15 protein-coding genes and 1 pseudogene are annotated in these 17,339 nt (G+C 44.9%); 5 read left to right on the top strand and 11 right to left on the bottom strand.

What is annotated here, in order from left to right:
- Positions 1 to 216: 216 nt before the first annotated feature.
- The 3 genes from H5300_RS04625 to H5300_RS04615 form a co-directional block, all read right to left on the bottom strand.
- Positions 217 to 657 carry a PTS sugar transporter subunit IIA gene (locus H5300_RS04625; protein WP_017104539.1) on the bottom strand — a complete coding sequence of 147 codons (441 nt, stop codon included), beginning with the start codon at positions 655 to 657 and terminating at the stop codon, positions 217 to 219.
- 259 nt (positions 658 to 916) lie between these two features.
- The gene (manA, locus tag H5300_RS04620; protein WP_182795521.1) at positions 917 to 2,134 is read right to left on the bottom strand and encodes a mannose-6-phosphate isomerase, class I; all 1,218 of its coding nucleotides are present in this window, start codon (positions 2,132 to 2,134) and stop codon (positions 917 to 919) included.
- A gap of 90 nt (positions 2,135 to 2,224) precedes the next feature.
- Positions 2,225 to 4,129, bottom strand: coding sequence for a fructose-specific PTS transporter subunit EIIC (locus H5300_RS04615; RefSeq protein WP_182795520.1), 1,905 nt, complete (start codon positions 4,127 to 4,129; stop codon positions 2,225 to 2,227).
- Positions 4,130 to 4,507: 378 nt separating this feature from the next.
- Between H5300_RS04615 and H5300_RS04610 the strand changes: the two genes are divergently transcribed.
- Positions 4,508 to 5,347 carry a helix-turn-helix transcriptional regulator gene (locus H5300_RS04610; RefSeq protein WP_029223612.1) on the top strand — a complete coding sequence of 280 codons (840 nt, stop codon included), beginning with the start codon at positions 4,508 to 4,510 and terminating at the stop codon, positions 5,345 to 5,347.
- A gap of 63 nt (positions 5,348 to 5,410) precedes the next feature.
- On the opposite strand, the gene H5300_RS04605 is transcribed toward H5300_RS04610, so the two are convergent.
- Entirely contained in the window at positions 5,411 to 6,184 is a 774-nt protein-coding gene (locus H5300_RS04605; protein ID WP_182795519.1) for a PTS sugar transporter subunit IIA, read from the bottom strand.
- A gap of 7 nt (positions 6,185 to 6,191) precedes the next feature.
- A complete protein-coding gene (locus H5300_RS04600; protein WP_182795518.1) occupies positions 6,192 to 6,494 on the bottom strand; it encodes a PTS fructose transporter subunit IIB in 303 nt (100 codons plus the stop codon).
- Positions 6,495 to 6,822: 328 nt separating this feature from the next.
- Between H5300_RS04600 and H5300_RS04595 the strand changes: the two genes are divergently transcribed.
- Entirely contained in the window at positions 6,823 to 8,688 is a 1,866-nt protein-coding gene (locus H5300_RS04595; RefSeq protein ID WP_182795517.1) for a fructose-specific PTS transporter subunit EIIC, read from the top strand.
- A 131-nt stretch (positions 8,689 to 8,819) separates the two neighbouring features.
- Here H5300_RS04595 and H5300_RS04590 read toward each other — a convergent pair whose 3' ends face one another.
- The gene (locus tag H5300_RS04590; RefSeq protein WP_017069790.1) at positions 8,820 to 9,404 is read right to left on the bottom strand and encodes a TetR/AcrR family transcriptional regulator; all 585 of its coding nucleotides are present in this window, start codon (positions 9,402 to 9,404) and stop codon (positions 8,820 to 8,822) included.
- Positions 9,405 to 9,558: 154 nt separating this feature from the next.
- Positions 9,559 to 9,732: a hypothetical protein gene (locus H5300_RS04585; protein WP_017076913.1), complete on the bottom strand. Its 174-nt coding sequence runs from the start codon at positions 9,730 to 9,732 to the stop codon at positions 9,559 to 9,561.
- 496 nt (positions 9,733 to 10,228) lie between these two features.
- Between H5300_RS04585 and H5300_RS04580 the strand changes: the two genes are divergently transcribed.
- Positions 10,229 to 12,208, top strand: a complete 1,980-nt coding sequence (locus H5300_RS04580; RefSeq protein WP_182795516.1) for a methyl-accepting chemotaxis protein — start codon at positions 10,229 to 10,231, stop codon at positions 12,206 to 12,208.
- Between the two features lie 92 nt (positions 12,209 to 12,300).
- Here the strand turns inward: H5300_RS04580 and H5300_RS04575 are convergent, their stop codons facing one another.
- Positions 12,301 to 13,080 (bottom strand): oxidoreductase, encoded by a 780-nt coding sequence (locus H5300_RS04575; RefSeq protein ID WP_182795523.1) that lies wholly within the window; start codon positions 13,078 to 13,080, stop codon positions 12,301 to 12,303.
- 89 nt (positions 13,081 to 13,169) lie between these two features.
- Between H5300_RS04575 and H5300_RS04570 the strand changes: the two genes are divergently transcribed.
- Positions 13,170 to 14,294, top strand: coding sequence for an ISAs1 family transposase (locus H5300_RS04570; RefSeq protein ID WP_182795515.1), 1,125 nt, complete (start codon positions 13,170 to 13,172; stop codon positions 14,292 to 14,294).
- A gap of 94 nt (positions 14,295 to 14,388) precedes the next feature.
- On the opposite strand, the pseudogene H5300_RS04565 reads toward H5300_RS04570, so the two are convergent.
- The 3 genes and pseudogenes from H5300_RS04565 to H5300_RS04555 form a co-directional block, all read right to left on the bottom strand.
- Positions 14,389 to 15,505: pseudogene (locus tag H5300_RS04565) on the bottom strand (aldehyde dehydrogenase family protein).
- Positions 15,506 to 15,690: 185 nt separating this feature from the next.
- A complete protein-coding gene (locus tag H5300_RS04560; protein WP_004732945.1) occupies positions 15,691 to 15,999 on the bottom strand; it encodes a helix-turn-helix transcriptional regulator in 309 nt (102 codons plus the stop codon).
- Positions 16,000 to 16,284: 285 nt separating this feature from the next.
- Complete coding sequence (locus tag H5300_RS04555; protein ID WP_065681095.1) at positions 16,285 to 16,707, bottom strand: organic hydroperoxide resistance protein; 423 nt, start codon at positions 16,705 to 16,707, stop codon at positions 16,285 to 16,287.
- Between the two features lie 128 nt (positions 16,708 to 16,835).
- On the opposite strand from H5300_RS04555, the gene H5300_RS04550 reads away from it, so the two are divergent.
- Positions 16,836 to 17,273 carry a MarR family winged helix-turn-helix transcriptional regulator gene (locus H5300_RS04550; protein WP_102491041.1) on the top strand — a complete coding sequence of 146 codons (438 nt, stop codon included), beginning with the start codon at positions 16,836 to 16,838 and terminating at the stop codon, positions 17,271 to 17,273.
- Positions 17,274 to 17,339 lie beyond the last annotated feature (66 nt).

The raw sequence follows: 17,339 nt of genomic DNA, 5'->3' as shown, positions 1-17,339 counted from the left end.
ATGATAATCATGTGCGAATTTCTCATGTTTTTTTACTTCATGATCAGATCGTGATTATCTAAAAAAGTTCCCTGTAAAATAAATCCTTTATTTTCAATGAATAAAGTTCGATCCCGCCCTTTCATGGTACTAAGGATTTTTTTAAAGTCGCTACTACTGTTTTTATTATTGGTATTCGTAGCTTGAGTTGTTAGGGTGCTCATAATTTTCTACGCCTTATGAATTAATTAAAATATTAAGGATTTGATGTTCATCTTTTGCGTTATGGATATTCTGGATAAATTCATCGCTGAATTTTCCAAACAATTCTTGTAGTACATAAATATGATGGTCAGCACCGTTGTCTGGTGAGGCAATCATAAAAAATACGGTTGGGTTGATGCCGTCTTCATCGCCATACTCAATGCCTTCGCGCTTAACACCAACAGCGATTGCTGGCTGAGTTACCGCCTTGCTTTTTGAGTGTGGGTAAGCGATGCCGTCCATTGAGGTAATGCTTTGAGATTCACGAATTTCGATGTCTGCCAAGAAGGCTTCTTTATTACTGATTCGGTTGTTCTCAAATAACATGCTTGCCAATTCTTCAAACAGTTCTTTTTTATTATTCGCTTGAAGGTTGTTATTAATTAAGTTGACGTTGGTTAGCTGTGTGATCATTTATTAACTCATTCACTATTGAAGTTCTTGAATTAAAATTAATGGATTAACCCGTTTCGCGAAATAGCAAATAAAAGCCCTTCACTGTACATTTGTATCCAGCAAAATTAAGTGTGATTTGAATCATTCATCCAGTGTGAGATAGGTCATATTTGATGGCGTTTTTGATTATGTTTTTGACACACCGAGCGACCTCCTCAGAAACAAAAATGCCCCGCATGAGCAGGGCAGTAAGACTTTGTACTGATTTGTCAGGGAACTAGCTGTAAGCGCGCGCTACGCGTCCAACGCAGTCCAGTTTGTAGCTCTCTGCGTAAGCTGGAATGAACACCGACTGGCCTTTTTCTATCACACAGGTTTCGCCGCACTGGTGAGTGAGCACCATGGATTCGTCGAGTGGCAGTAGGATCTCTGCGCCTTCGGTAGTGATCTTGCGATGATGTGAGTTTTGCACGATAGAGAATTTAAAATCCTCGACTGGAATTTGGTATTCCATCACATCACCTTGTTCAATAGGGCTGAGCAATAATCTATCCGCAGACTTTTCATTAAATCGAGTACAAGAAACCAGCTCATTCACGTCCATGTATTTAGGCGTCAATCCTGCGCGGAGTACGTTGTCAGAGTTCGCCATTATCTCTAATCCAGTTCCTTTGATGTAGGCGTGGGGCGTTTCTGCATCCAGATACATGGCTTGCCCCGGCTTTAGAGTGATCACGTTCAATAGCAGTGGAGCAAACAACCCGACATCACCTGGGTATTGCTCTTCCAGTTCTGAAATCAACTGGAACACAGGTGTATCTGAAAGCTTCGCCTTCATCAGCAACATGGTCAGTGCCATGCCTTTTTGTTCTCCTTGCAAAGACAATAAGCTCGCGAAGAAGCTAGCTAATCCATTAGGCGTTTGGTCGCCCGCTAGGTCATTGACCATCGAATGCAGTTCGGGAATATCAAGGTAATGGAAGTGCTCAAGGATCTCGCTGATCGACCTAAAGCCATTCATTGCGGTGTAGTCGGTTAGGGCATACACCAGTTCTGGCTTGTGGTTGGGATCCTTGTAGTTGCGGTTGCCAGCGGTCATCGGAATGCCTTGCTGCTCTTCTAGAGCATATCCAGATTCAGCTTGTTGTTTATTTGGGTGTACTTGCACCGATAGCGCTTTCTCTGCTGCTAACACCTTGAATAGATATGGTAGCTCACCAAAACGACTCGCGACTTTCTCGCTTAGAAACAGGTTTAGGTTCTTGGAAATAAGGTTCGACAACGTGGTCTGCTGCCCGTTATCAGTCACCATCGAACAACCATTCGGGTGAGCGCCCATCCATATCTCAGCTTGTGGCTCACCAGATTGGTTATCAATACCAAACAGTTGGCTGAACGAAGAAGGGCTACCCCATGCGTAGTTTTGAATCACGTTGGTCATAGGGTAGAAAAAGCGTTGTACGAACGAGTCGTTCGCTAAAGAAAAATCAGACATCGAAATCACCATGAAGGGAAACATGGCTTGAGCTCTATTCGTTCCTAAAAAGGACAGTAGAGGGGCTCAAGCCATTGTAGTTGAAATGGCTTAAGCCGCTGCTGCTGTTAGCTTGGCTTTGCGTAGATTTTTAAGCGCGATACAAGTGACCGCAGTCACACCCGCACCTGATGCCATGCATAGAAGTGCCAGCATTGGGTAGTTCATTGCGCCTAGTAGAGCAACAACAGGGCCACCGTGAGCAACGCTGTTGGTGATACCAAATGAGAACGCCATTACCGCGGCCGTCATTGAACCAAGCACGTTGGCTGGGATAACCGACATCGGATCTTGAGCCGCGAAAGGAATCGCACCTTCAGAGATACCCACTAAGCCCATTGCACCTGCAGCTTTACCTGCTTCAATTTCAGAAGATTCGAACAGGTCGAACTTACGGCCAAGTCTGGTTGCGATAGCCATACCCAGTGGAGCGACAGGAATTGCACATGCCATTGCACCCATGAATTGAGTTTGACCGCTAGCAATCATGCCGACTGAGAATAGGAACGCCACCTTGTTGAATGGGCCGCCCATATCAAAACCAGCCATACCACCCAGTACGATACCTAGTAGAACCACGTTGCCTGTGCTCATGCTCGTTAGTAGTGCAGTAAGAGCATCCATCAGCCCAGCGATAGGTGCACCGATAACAAAAATGAACAGACCCGCGATGAACAAAGAGCCAGTGATCGGAGCGATCATGATAGGTACAAGCGGTTGAACGAATTTGTGGTAGTTAAACGAGGTAATCCATTTAACGAAGTAGCCGACTAATAGGCCAGCGATGATTGCGCCAATAAAGCCTGTACCTGCGTCAGCGCCGTAGAAAGAGCCGTTGTTAGCAATCCAACCACCGATAAGGCCAGGGGTTAGGGCAGGGCGGTCAGCAATCGCGTAAGCAATGTAGCCAGCCAAGATTGGGATCATTAGGGTGAACGCAACCACACCGACTTCTAGAATTTGGTTCCACATGCTGCCAGCAGGAATCGCCATGCCTGATTCACTGGGCTCGCCGCCAATCGCCAGTGCAAGGGCAATCAATAGGCCGCCAGTGACTACGAATGGGATCATGTGTGATACGCCATTCATCAGGTAACGATAAAGGTCTGAACGCGCTTGTGAGGCTTTTTCTACAACGGATTGGTTGGTCGGCGCTTGTTCAGCTTGGTAACTAGGTGCATTGAGAGCTTCCTTAATCAAGCCTTGCGCGTCTTTGATTGGCGCTTTTACGTTGGTGCTGATAACGCGTTTTCCGGCAAAGCGAGCCATGTCGACCTGTTTGTCACAAGCCACGACAATCGCGTCTGCACGTTCGATCTCTTCTTGAGTCGGGCTGTTTTTAACACCAATAGAGCCGTTAGTTTCGACCTTGATGTCGTAGCCAAGAGCCGCCGCGCCTTTCTCTAGCGCTTCGGCGGCTAAATACGTGTGTGCAACGCCAGCTGGGCAGCCTGTCACGCCAATGATGAAGCCTTGTTTCTCTACGTTAGTTTCCGTTTCTGACGGCTCAGGTTTGGTAAGCAGTAGTTCTAATGCTTGTTGTTCAGATTGAGCATTCATGAAGCTTTCGATAAAGCCTTCTTCAATCAGTTTTGAAGAAAGCTCTGCCAATACTTCGATATGGTGATTATCGCCGCCATCAGGAGAAGCGATCATGAAGAACAGTTTTGATGGCTGGCCGTCATCTGCGCCGTACTCGATACCCTGTTGATGGACACCGATAACAACCGCGGGTTTGACCACCGCGCTGCTTTTCGCGTGTGGCAGAGCAATACCTTCTTCAAACCCGGTATTACCTTGTTCTTCACGAGCCTTAATGTCGGCAAGAAACTGTACTTTGTCTGAGATTCTGCCTTGTGCGTAAAGCACGTCTATCAGCTCTTTAAATACCTCTTCTTTTGAATTAGCGCTAAGCGAAAGCTTAATCAAATTTTGATTGATCAATGTCGTGATCATAATGAACCCCTACTCTGTTTTTATTTTGTTAGAGGTATTCTGGAATCTACGGCTTGCCTTCTGTAGTGAAGAAAAAATGCATTTACTGGATGATTAATGCGTTATAAGTGGAGTGTGATTTTGATCGGTCGAACGGGCGTTTTTAGCCCTGTGTTGACAAGGTTTTTCGTGCATTGAAGCTTTTATTTATAAGAGCTACAGCGTGTTTTGTTATCTGGGGAATTACGTGCCTCATTGGTTCCTGCACTGGAGATTTATTTCTACGACTGGATTTTTGTAACCTAGATCTCAAATTGTGATTTTGCTCAATAGCGCTATGTTTCAGTTACAGGTATATCTATTCCGGTAGCCTTATTGCTGCTTATAAGAGTTCGAATAATGATATTTCATGACTTAATCTCGTCGGTGTTAAATGAGCGAGAACCGTTTCATAACATCTGGTTTGCTGGAGATTTTCATACACCTTCAGCGTGCAGTTATCAGGTGAACTTTCCGCGCTTAGAGCTGGTGCTAGACGGAGAGTATATTAATGAAATGGAGAGTCATGATCGTAAGATCACTAACGTTATTGCCAAAGCCGGAGACGCGATTTTCATCCCACCTAACTGCTGGAATAAACCTAACTGGGATACTGACTGCTCAGTGTTGAGTATGTTGTTTGGTCGTCGTCAGTTGGGTTTAAGTTTGGTGAGTAAGCGCAAAGGGGAAGAGAGCTTTTACGATATTCAAAAGCACAGTATTCAGACTCGCTCTGGGTTTGCGATTGATAACATCTTGGAGGCGCTCAGCTCGTTAGCGAGAGAGAGTAACAAGCAGCCGATGGATGAGTTATTGCTGCAAGCTCTACTGCAATACAGTAAAACCATGCTGGAAGCGCCCGTAGAAAAATCTCATAGCCGAGTACAGGATGTGTATCAGGGGATTTGTATCTACATTCAAGAGAACTTCCATCGCCAAATCACCCGAGACAGCATTGCCTCGCGCTTTAGCATTTCATCCAATCACTTGTCGCGAATGTTCCGTCAACAAGGCCACATGACGCTAGCAGAATACATTACCCGAGTTCGTGTCGACCGTGCCAAGTTCATGCTCAAAAAGTACAACTTCAAGCTCAATGAAGTGGCTGTACGTTGTGGTTTTAAGGATGTGAACTACTTCTGTCGAGTGTTTAAGAATCGCACCGGTAGAACGCCGACTGAATATCGAGGCTCTATTTAGTTAAGCCGTCTTTTTAAGTCGGACCGTATGTTTTTGTTGAGCCTTATTTTTGAATGAGTAGCCTTAAAGCAGACGAGATGATATGTACATCAACAGGGCTTGTAGGTCGACACTGCTTCGAGTCTTTTGCAGACGTTCATTGACCTGATCGTGAAGGAGGTTCCGAGTTAGGTTGGTCGCCGCCACAATGTGCTCACGCTGTGGCTTAGTTGGCAGAACGAGTGCAATAGCAACGTGCACTTCGCCGATGCGCGATGCCCAGTCAATCGGGTAGTCACTGACAATAACGGCAATTGAGAGATCTTGAGTCGATTCAAACATCACATGCGGCAAGGCGATACCCGGTGACACACACGTAGACGAGCGTTCTTCTCGCTTAATGAATGCCAGAATTAGTTCATCTGGGTCTTCTGGATAAACAAGGTGAGCGAGCCCTTTTAAGCACTCAAATTTGGTCAGTTGGGTTTGCGCCTTAGCGTGGTGCCATTTGATGTCACAAGGCGGGCATATTTGTGGCATTCGCTGGATTAAATCTTTAGAGAATTCATGGTTCACTTGTGACCCAACCATGTCGTAATGCTCAGCAATTACATCTTTGAGAACGAAACAGGCCAGCTCCGCATCAATCCCAACCGCGGTTATCTGACACAAGTCACCGCGAAGTAAACCTACTTGCAGCATCGCGACGGATTTGGATAGATCAGCGGTTCGATTTTGAGTGATGTTGATAATGCGGATGTTGCTTTTGAACTTCTTCGCTAAGCGAGTCAGCGGCTGCGCGACATGTGAGTTTGCGGCAGGATCGTTAACGAAGAAGGTAATCTGATATTCGTTCATGAAAAGTTTAAGTTCGACAATGCTTAATAAAGACTTTATCGACACTCAACAACACCTCTTCCATGGGAATGAATAAGGTTTTAGCTGGGTCGAACCGGCTTGGTTGTTCAATATCGATATCAGATACGATTAATACTTTGTCTGCGAGAGTAATATCTTGGGCGGTCAGTAAGTTTTCAATACCCATAGCGCCTTGCGTCTCAACCTTGATTGAAACGTTGAACTTAGGGGCTGTTTTATTTAGAGCATCAGCTGCCATATAGGTGTGCGCAATGCCTGTAGGGCACGCAGTTACCGCTACAATTTTCATTATTATTCTCGGCTTAATCTCGTCCCTGTTACGTTACATAAGCTACCTTTCAGAAGCTATTTTGCAAAAGCTATCTTGCGTGGGAAATCCAGTATGGAAAGCTCGCATAAGGGAGGGGCGATATTGTTATGGGTTCTGTGGATTTTATGGATTGGCGTTTTTTATTCCAAGGTGAAAGTCACACTCTGAGTTCTTGGTTACAATAATCCAGTTAATGCACCTTTCGTCCTATATATTGAGTGCCTTCACACCGTTAATCTTTTCATCTTATTAACCTTATCACTTACGTAATTACTTCAGTCTGAAATCAGGCGAGGCAGAGCAGCATATGGATATCACCAACATTATCGAGCCCGAGATCATCTGCTTAGATTTACAAGCCGACTCAAAACAGGCGGTATTTGAAGAGCTTGTTGAACTGCTCGACCGTGCCGGTAAGCTCTCCAATAAACGTGAATTCCTTGACGACATCTGGAAGCGTGAAGTCATCGGTAATACAGGCTTTGACGATGGTATTGCGATTCCACACGCGAAAAGTACAGCTGTAGCTAAACCAGCTGTGGCGGTAGGTATCAGCCGGTCTGGTATCGATTATGGTGCAGACGGCGGCGAACTGTCGGATGTGTTCTTTATGCTCGCTTCCCCAGACAACAACGACGACCACCATATCGAGGTGCTAGCTCAGATTTCGACCAGACTTATCGAAGATGGCTTTGTTACAAAATTAAAGGCGGTGGAGTCGGTCGAGGAAGCTCAAGAGCTATTTCTCGAAGCCAATTCAGAATCGTTCGATAGTTACGCCTCGAGCCATCATGAAGTGTATGTCGAGCCACTCAGCCCTTGGGCACAATCTCTTAATCGCCTTAAAGAACACTTGTTATACGGCACCTCACACATGATTCCATTCGTGGTCGCGGGTGGTGTGCTTTTGTCTTTGTCGGTAATGATGTCGGGTCATGGCGCAGTGCCTGAGAGTGGCGTTCTGGCTGACATCGCACAAATGGGCATCGCAGGGTTAACCCTGTTTACCGCCGTGCTCGGTGGTTACATCGCGTATTCAATGGCTGACAAACCGGGTTTAGCGCCCGGAATGATCGGTTCTTGGGTCGCGGTCAATCAATACAACACCGGATTCCTCGGTGCGATTGTGGTCGGCTTCTTCGCGGGCTTTGTGGTTAATCTACTCAAGAAGATCAAACTGCCAGACAGCATGATCTCGCTGAGCTCTATCTTCATCTATCCACTAGTCGGTACCTTTGTCACCTGTGGGGCTGTGATGTGGGTGATTGGTTCTCCTATTGCCCAAGTGATGCTAGAGATGAACCAAATGCTCACTGGCATGGCCGGATCAGGAAAAGTGGTGTTGGGTAGCATTTTGGGTGCGATGACGGCCTTTGATATGGGCGGCCCGATCAACAAAGTAGCCACGCTGTTTGCTCAAACGCAGGTGAATACTCAGCCATGGTTGATGGGCGGTGTCGGGATAGCAATTTGTACACCGCCACTCGGCATGGCATTGGCGACTTTCATATCGCCGAAGAAATTCAAACGCGACGAACGCGAAGCCGGAAAAGCCGCGGGGATCATGGGAATGATCGGCATCAGTGAAGGTGCGATTCCTTTTGCGGCCGCCGACCCTGCGCGTGTACTGCCTGCTGTCGTGGCTGGTGGCATTGTTGGTAATGTGGTTGGCTTTATGTTTCATGTGGTCAACCACGCGCCATGGGGTGGCTGGATTGTGTTGCCTGTGGTGGATGGCAAGATTGGCTATATCGTCGGCACGCTCGCAGGGGCTCTTACCACGGCTTTAATTGTGATATTGCTGAAAAAGAACGTGGTCGAAGGCGAAGCGAATTCTAATCAGTTCACGGGTGGCTCGGTAACGGAAGAGGGGCAAGCGGAGGTATTGGCGATCACTTCTTGTCCGTCAGGCGTTGCCCACACTTTCTTAGCAGCGAAATCCTTAGAAAAGGCGGCGCATCATCTTGGGGTTCGGATTAAAGTCGAAACGCAGGGTGCCAACGGAATAGGCAATCGTATCACGCAGAAAGATATTGAAAGGGCGAGGCTGGTGATCTTTGCTCACGACGTGGCGATTAAAGAAGTGGAACGCTTTGCGAACGTGAAAACGTTAGATGTCAGTACTAAGGAAGCGATGCTTAATGCGAAGGCGTTGATCATGAGAAAGGTGTAATCCTTAAACCGCAAAGTTTATCATCTATAAAGTTAACTAGATCAAAACTAAAAAGACTCCGCTCAGGCCGGTTAAGGTGAAAGTGGAGTCTTTTTGTATCGCTTTCTAATGTATAAGTTCAGCCCTTAAACTTAAAAAGGGTGGTACTTAAATACGTCTTCAACCATAGAATTAAGTAAATCGATATCGTCACAGGTTTTGGCGTAAGTACGCAGGCCTGCGATCTGAACCTGAACATGTCGAGCAAGTTGCGTCGGCTCGCGCTCTTTACTGATCTCACCCAGTTCTTGCGCTTCTGTAATCAACTTGGCGAACTCACCTTCCATGATCTTTAGTGATTTCTTCGCTTCTGCTAATAGCTCTGCGTGTTCATCAGTCAGTTCTGCGACCGTTTTAGCCAGCATACACATGCCATTTGGCGAACTTTGTTTTGATTCGACAACCGCACGTTTTACAAAATTTTCGAGCGCTTTGATTGGAGAATCCGTTTCGCTGCGGAAGCGGTTCAGATTGAGGATGCCAAGTTCGGTATAGCGAGCAAGCGTCTCTTTAAACAAACCTTCTTTGCTGCCGAACGTCGCGTAGATGCTGCCCGGACGCATATCAATCACGTCTTGTAGGTTGCGCATAGAAGTCGCGTGAAAGCCTTTTTCCCAATACAGGTTCGTTGCTTTATCTACTACATCTTGTCTATCGAACTTCGCTGTCTTGGCCATAACATCTACTTCATTAATCTGAACATATGTTCAATATTTTATGCTGAACGCCCGTTCTAGTAAAGAAGAGCCAGCAAGAAAGTAAGCCGCTTAGCTTAGTTATTTGCTAAGTATTTGAAATGAAGTGGTCATCTTGTCGCTATAAGGCTGTAATTTACGCGTCGACTACTTCTACGGTTTTATGTTGCGCGCCGTAATAGGTGCCTTCATCGATGGTATACATCAAGGTTTCTTGGCACTCTGGGCAATCGAATTCTTCATTCGGTTCGATAGCGGCTTCTTCTACCCATTCCCATCCGATATGTTCTTCGCAAGCGGGGCATTCCATAAAATATCTCTCAGTTGTTGTCGCATATTTATTGCGAATCTCTACTTTAACAACTCGGCATTATACATATTTAGTTAACGAGGAATAGACAGTTAATTGGCGAAGAATAGGGAGTTGGTTAGCGGTGAATTAATAGCTAGCGAGTGTTGAATCTATAGTTATTTCTGAATATACAGCTGTCTGTTAGCACATGATTGGTGCAGATCTACCCCTTTTGGATCATAAAAACATGTCAATTTTCAGTCGCTTACGTCAATAATATGTTGTTGCACATTTTTTTCGTTCACTAAAGTTGCATAGCTAACAGTTTTATCGATAAATCAATGTACTTTATAAGGTTAAATGTTACTTTCACCGCCTACCGATCTGCGTGGCACGGTAATTGAACTGCATTGATTAAGTTGAATAATTATACGATCACCATTGAGGCGCATTCGCTAGAAATGTGCCTAGTGAGATGACCGAGAAAGATTTGTTAGCTGCTAGGGAAATAAAAATGAATTTAACCGATATGTCTTTTAAGCAAAAAATCATCGCTTTGCTTACTTTACCGATCTTAGGGTTTTTATGGCTTAGTGTTTCTGCGATATCCAAAGGCGTAGAAACCACCAGTGAAATGTCTTCATTGAATCAACTGACACGCTTGTCGGTTGTATACAGTGAATTGGTGCATGAGTTGCAGAAAGAGCGCGGAATGACGGCTGGTTTTATCGGCTCACAGGGTACTAAGTTTGTTAGTGAGCTACGAGCACAAAGAACCAGTGCGGATAACAGACGCAATCAGAGAACCGAATACTGGCAGTCTGCAGAAATCGACTTGCCGCAGATCTCTCGTCTGAATACTGAAATCAGCCAAAGCCTCAATCAAATTACTTCAATTCGTAATCGCGTCGATTCTCAGTCGATCCCGCTTTCTGAAGCTTTGGGTTACTACACCAAACTTAACGCAAAGCTACTTAGCGTATCAGCCTTGATCGCTGAGCTAAGTTCTGACGCCACCATCACGACTGAAACCATCGCTTATTATAACTTCCTTCAAGGTAAAGAGCGTGCGGGTATCGAACGTGCGGTCCTTAACAACACTTTTTCCAAAAATGAATTTGGCCCAGGTATGCTGGTTAAATTCATCTCTTTGGTGACCGAGCAAAATACCTATTTCTCGAACTTTGAAGTACTGGGTAACCCAGACAATGTTCGCTTTTTTGAACAACAATTGAATGATCGCTCGGTCGCGGAAGTCGAGAAGCTTCGTGATGTGGCTGAATCGAAAATGAGCGGATTTGATGTCGACCCTGTGTACTGGTTCGCGCAATCAACGGCGCGCATTGTTCAGCTGAAAAAGACAGAGAACCAACTGGCAGACTCTCTTATTGCATTGACTGATCAGAAAACTCAGCAAGCTCAATCAGCAATGATGGGCAGTATCACTATGTTTGTTGTGATCACCCTGTTTGCGACCTTTATTAGCTTTAAAGCCATTACAGATTTAACAACTCGAGTTAAAGATCTAACGCGTGTACTTTCTAAAGTCCGTCATGACAATGATCTAACCGTTCGTGCGACTTACGAAGGTAACAGCGAATTGGGTCAAGTTTCGTCATCGCTTAATGAAACACTGGAGAAGTTCTCTGGGGTTATTGATAGCTTGTCTCAATCTAGCCTAACACTCGCTTCAGCAGCCGAAGAGACTGCGCAAACTTGCCAATATAACTCTAATACTTTGGTTGAGCAGCAAGACCAAATCGGCTTGATTGCAACAGCGACAGAAGAGCTTTCGGCAACGGTGAGCGAAGTTGCGGCTAAAACACAGCAAACAGCAAGTTCAGCTAAACTGGCTGACGAACAATCACAAGCAGGCTTGAGCACGGTTCAGCACTCTTACCAATCGATTGAGACCTTGGCTTCTGAGATTAACGGCCTCGCTGAAAAAATCACTCATCTACACGAAAGTAGCAATAACATTAACAGCGTGATTGATGTGATTAAGTCGGTTGCTGACCAAACCAACTTACTCGCACTAAACGCGGCGATCGAAGCGGCTCGTGCGGGTGAACAAGGTCGTGGCTTTGCCGTCGTTGCCGATGAAGTTCGTACTCTGGCACAACGTACTCAAGAGTCTACTTTGGAAATTGAAGGCTTCATTAGCTCTCTACAATCAGACGTGCAAACCGCGTTTAACGTGATTGATAACAGCAAGAAGATGTCTTCAAGAGCGGTTGAAGATTCACGAGGAGTAGAACAGACGCTGCAAGATATTTCAGGTGCTGTGAGCGAAATATTCAGCATGACAGAGCAGATCGCAACTGCGACCGAAGAGCAAGCGGTCGTCACTCAGGATATCGCTCAGAACGTTGTGGCGGTAGAGCAGAAGTCGACAGAATCTACGACGGGTGCAACGCAAATTGCCGCAACAGCTAAAGAGCAAGCTGAACTGGCAACATCACTGAAAGAGCTTTCGAATACGTTTAAGAGTTAACATTCATGAGTTAGAAGTTTTCCATCTTATATAAAAATGTCCCGCCTAGTGCGGGACATTTTTTTAAGGGTTGAAACGACCAGTAGAGTCGCTTAGAGCTCGAATAGTACATCTGTGCGAATAATGTATTTCGTCCCAGAAAGTATCGGCGCAGAACCGTGAATACAATGGGCGGGGTGCGTACCGTGAGGGAAACAAAGCACGCTGCCGCTTGGTGTTCTAACCGATTCTATATTCGCGTTCTCCTGATGATGCCCTTGACGACGAGCAGGCTTACTCGGGTCATTACGGTTAACCATAAATTGGGTTTCGCCACCAACGAAGTCATCACTCAATAGAATCAAGAAGGTGTACATGCTCCAGCGGTCACCAAATGCGTCATCGACTAACTGTTCATTCACCACCTGACTGCCAGGCCATGATCCATCGGTGTGCATCTTAAAGAAATCCCCTTTATCGTAACGATAAAAGCGGAAACGACCGTTAATGCCTAGAGGTTTTACACCAGCAAAGTGATTGTACTTATCGATGAATTGATCTTGGCAACGCTTCCAAATAACGTCGAGAGTTTCAGTATCTGCGATCAAGTTGAGATTCTGATTATGGCGAACTTCTCTTGGTAGAGACACGGCAGCATCTTCCGTAAATCCAAGCTTGTTGGCTTCATCCAGTATGCGCTGAACTTCTTCGGGAAGCAGCACATCTCGCAACTGGAATGCACCGGGAACCTTGTCTACTTCAACGCGTGATACCGCGTTAACGTTCTTATCAAGTGCAAATGGGTTTGCAGATTTTGGTGCCCAAACAGGAAGGTCACTGCGCTGGGTACCTGACTCAGGGTTCCCGCATGTTATTTTCGCAGTGTTTCTCAAGTTTTTGGGGTGAAATTTCAAATAATAGGTTGAATGTGGTGATCTGACGTGATCTTATACTGTTTAGATAACAGAATGAGATTGAAAAGATGAATTACGACGAATTCAAAGACCATTTTAACATATTGAGTGATAGTCGCCAGGAGCGAAAAATCACTTATAATTTCTTCGAAGTGATGTTCCAAGTAGTGACTGCCATGTTGTGTGGAATGAAAACCTGGGATGAGATAGAAGCGTTTGGGGAAGAGAACTTAGAATGGTTTAGAAAGTTCAGTCCTTATTTGTCAGGTATTCCAAGTCAAGATACAACGGCTCGCATTGTTGGATTGGTTGACCCCGATGAATTTTCTCTTTGCTTTACTCGATGGTGTAACGATATTCAATATGAAAAATCATTAGAAACCAACCATATAGCTATTGATGGAAAGTCCTTGAAAGGCACGTATGATCACAGCAAGAAGAAATGCCTAACGCATATGGTCAATGCTTATTCTGTTGATACTGGTCTAGTTTTAGGGCAACTAAAAACGAGCTCGAAATCGAATGAAATTACGACCATCCCCGAGCTGCTCAAATTAATTAAAGTTAAAGGTCGGGTCATTAGCGTTGATGCTATGGGCTGTCAGCGTTCAATTGCAGAATTGATAGTTGCACGTAAAGGTGACTATTTAATGTCAGTAAAAGATAATCAACCAAGTCTTCATAAGGTTTTTACTGAACACTTTTCGTTAGAACAATTAAACCGCTATGCGAGTGATTCTTTTGAACAAGAAGAAATTGGTCAACGAGGACGTAAGATATTAAGAAGTTATATTGTTGTTCCGTTTACTGATAAGTTTGGAGACTTCGCCTCTAAATGGAAAGGGTTGACAAGCTTATGTATAGCAACGACTTATCAACAAAAAAATGGTGAGCCTTCAGGTAGTTTAGGGGTTAGATACTTCATTTCTTCTAAGGACATGAAAGCAGAAGAATTTGGTAAATTATGCCGAGGTCACTGGGGTGTTGAAAGTATGCACTGGTGGTTGGACGCCGTAATGAATGAAGATGACAGCCGAATCACCTACAAGCACGCATCCGAAAACCTGTCCCGAATTCGTCAAATGTGCATGAACTTTATCAAGCTTGTAGAGATGAAAGGGACCTTAAAACGGCGACAATTGAAATGCGCGTTAAATACAGAGTTCCGAGAGAGAGTTTTGTTTGGCACTTAAGTGCTTTTAACAACTTTGCAACTCATGCGGGAACCCTGGTACCTGACTCGCGTCGAACGACATAAAAATTCTCATTGTTATTCATCATCAACCTCTATCTTGAAACCACTTTTACTTGTGCAAACTGACGGTGCCCGTCAACCGAGCCGTGGTAACCAAGGCCACTCTGTTTCGCACCAACCCATGGAGCATCACCACTGCCGCCTTGTCCTTGATTAATGCCAACCATGCCAGCATCAAGTTCGTCAGCAACGTCATTGACGCCTTGGTTTCCAAAGACCACAGCACCTAGGCCGTACTCACTGGCGTTGGCTCGCTCAATCGCATCTTCAATGTTGGAATAGCGACTGATCGCGACAACTGGACCGAAAGTCTCTTCTGTTTCCAGTTTCATTTCTGCTGTCATTCCGGTGATTACTGTAGGGCGGATATAACGCTCGGGTTGCTCAGAACCGCCTAAAAGAAAAGTGGCTCCTTTCTGTTTTGCGTCTTTTAGCTGGTCGACAATCTTAGCGTGTTGTGTCGCATTGATGATTGGCCCGATATTGACGTTCGGCATATCCCACGGGCCAATCTGGTACATGTTGGCGATCTCGGTGACACGTTGTTCAAATTTTTCAGCGATACGATCATCAACATAGATACGTTCAATCGAAGTACACATTTGCCCTGAGTTCTCAAAGCTGCTCTGGTAAGTACTTTTGCAGTTCACCAAAGAATGCTTCAGCGATGAGAGGGGTCTCTTCTGAAGGTTTTAGAATCACGCTATTGCCGGCGACCAGTGCTGGCACAATGAGGTTGTTTGCCATCATCACCGGGTAGTTCCAAGGAGATATAACTCCGACAACACCTAGTGGACGGTATTGAAGTTCTGTTGAGCCGGGTAATTTTCGAGTGTTGAGTGCACGCTGAGCATCTTCTGCATAGTGCTGACCCATGTAGATCGCACCGGTTGCTTCTCCGGTCGCACGGCGAATGTCTTTACCCATTTCACGAGCAAGCAACTGTGAGAGGGACTCTTCGTACTTATCCAGTTGTTGATAGGCTTTGATAATGGTCAGCACTCGCTCGTTCATCGAAAGTTTGCGCCATGCTTTTTGTGCTGCTTTTGCTTTGTGGATGGTTTGAGTTACTTCTTCAGCCGAAGTTTGGTTTACCTCGCCAAGGAGTTCACCATTACTTGGGTCAAAGGATTGAATAGACTTGTTCATGTTTGTCGGCTCCGCTGCATTTTTAGTATCGGCATCATTATTATTGAATAGTGCGATAACTAGATATCTAAAAATCTCGATATGTTGATTTTTAAAAATGATATTCGTCATAAAGGATGGCGTGATTCCATCCAGTTTTCATCTTGCTATCTAACTGCTGTTCTGTTGATTTTTGTTCTTTTCAACTACAGGGAATCAGACAGCGCCTTCAGGAATTTCTCGATGTATTCGTCATTACGCTTGTAGTAAGTCCACGAGCCAATGCGTTTTGATGTCACTAACTTCGCACGCTGCAGGTTCGAGAGGTAAGAAGAAACGGTAGATTGAGATAAGCCACTCTTCTCCTGAATAATGCTAACGCACACCCCCTCAACATCGGTATCAACGAGTTGTTTCTCTAGGTTAAAGTGCTCTTGAGGCGACTTAAGCCAATGAAGAATATCTCGGCGTACAGGGTTGTTGATGGATTTTAAAATTTCGTTCACGTCTGACATGGTGTTTGACTGCTATTTCTGATTTAAGTGAAATATACCCTTGAAACTAAGATATCGCAATATATCGATATCTATTTTCGGTGTCTGCCAATCTGGCGTTACGGTGTCTGCCAATCCGACGTTGCGGGATCTGAGTATCGATTTGTTTTGGTAAAGCTTGTTCGCTATTAACTAATGAACAATCCCCAAGTTACTCGCTCAAAGCAAAGTAACTTAGGGATAAGGCTCAATTTTAGGCGTCTACTGACATCTCTATAAGCGTATCTTTCTGGTTTAACTTTGAAACTAAAGCGCTTGTCCGTTAACCGACAATTTCACATCAATGTTGCCACGAACCGCGTTTGAGTAAGGGCAAACTTGGTGCGCCGTTTTCACAAGCGTCACAGCTTGTTCTTGCTCTAGATCCAGTTCAATCGATAGAGCAACAGTTAAAGCAAAGCCACCGTTTTCATTTGGTCCGATACCCACTGTTGCAGTGGTTGGCGCCGATACGATTTTAATTTTCATCTCTTTCGCAACGTGAAGTAGAGCATTTGAGAAACACGCAGAGTAGCCCGCAGCAAACAGTTGCTCAGGGTTGGTCGCTTCACCTGTTCCGCCCATTTCTTTAGGGTAGCTCAACGCCACTGAAAGCAGATTGTCATCAGTAGAAACTTGGCCGTTACGACCCGCCGTTGCTGTTGCAGAAGTTGTGTAGAGTGTTGTCATTGTTTTAGTCCTTAATTATGATTTTGTACAATTAAATTGTGTGCAACTTAATTTTAAAGCTAGCTTAATTGATAAAATTTGAGCGCGCAAGTATATTGTGCACAATTTAAATTATTGGTGAGGCGATCATGAGCGACCAAGATGACTATCTAAAGCTGGATAATCAGGTGTGTTTCGCGCTGTATAGTGCATCGAATGCAATGAGTAGAGCGTATCAACCTTTGCTGAAAGCACTTGATCTTACTTACTTGCAATACATTGTGATGATGGTGCTTTGGGAAGAAAAAGAGATAAATGTCAAAGCGCTAGGCGCAAAAACGCATTTAGATTCAGGCACCTTGACGCCACTACTCAAGCGACTGGAGGCGAAAGGTTATGTGCTTAGAACTCGCAGTATTGAAGATGAGCGAGTTCGAGTTATCACGTTGACACCTGCAGGGGTAGAGCTCAAAGAACAAGCGCAGACCGTGCCAGTAGAAATGCTTTGTCTTTCTAAGATGAATGAAGATGAGCTTAAATCGCTAAAAGCACAGTGTGAGCAGTTGCTTGGCAATTTGACCAAGTAAGTACTTATAGTTTTCGGCAATGATAATAAGAAAACGAAAAAGCCCGTTAGTCCTACTGTTAATTAG

The organism is Vibrio sp. SG41-7 (genome assembly GCF_014164465.1).
In the GTDB taxonomy this organism is placed as follows: Bacteria; Pseudomonadota; Gammaproteobacteria; order Enterobacterales; family Vibrionaceae; genus Vibrio; species Vibrio splendidus.
Note: the sequence above shows the minus strand (reverse complement) of the source record. Positions and strands in the feature narration are given on the sequence as shown.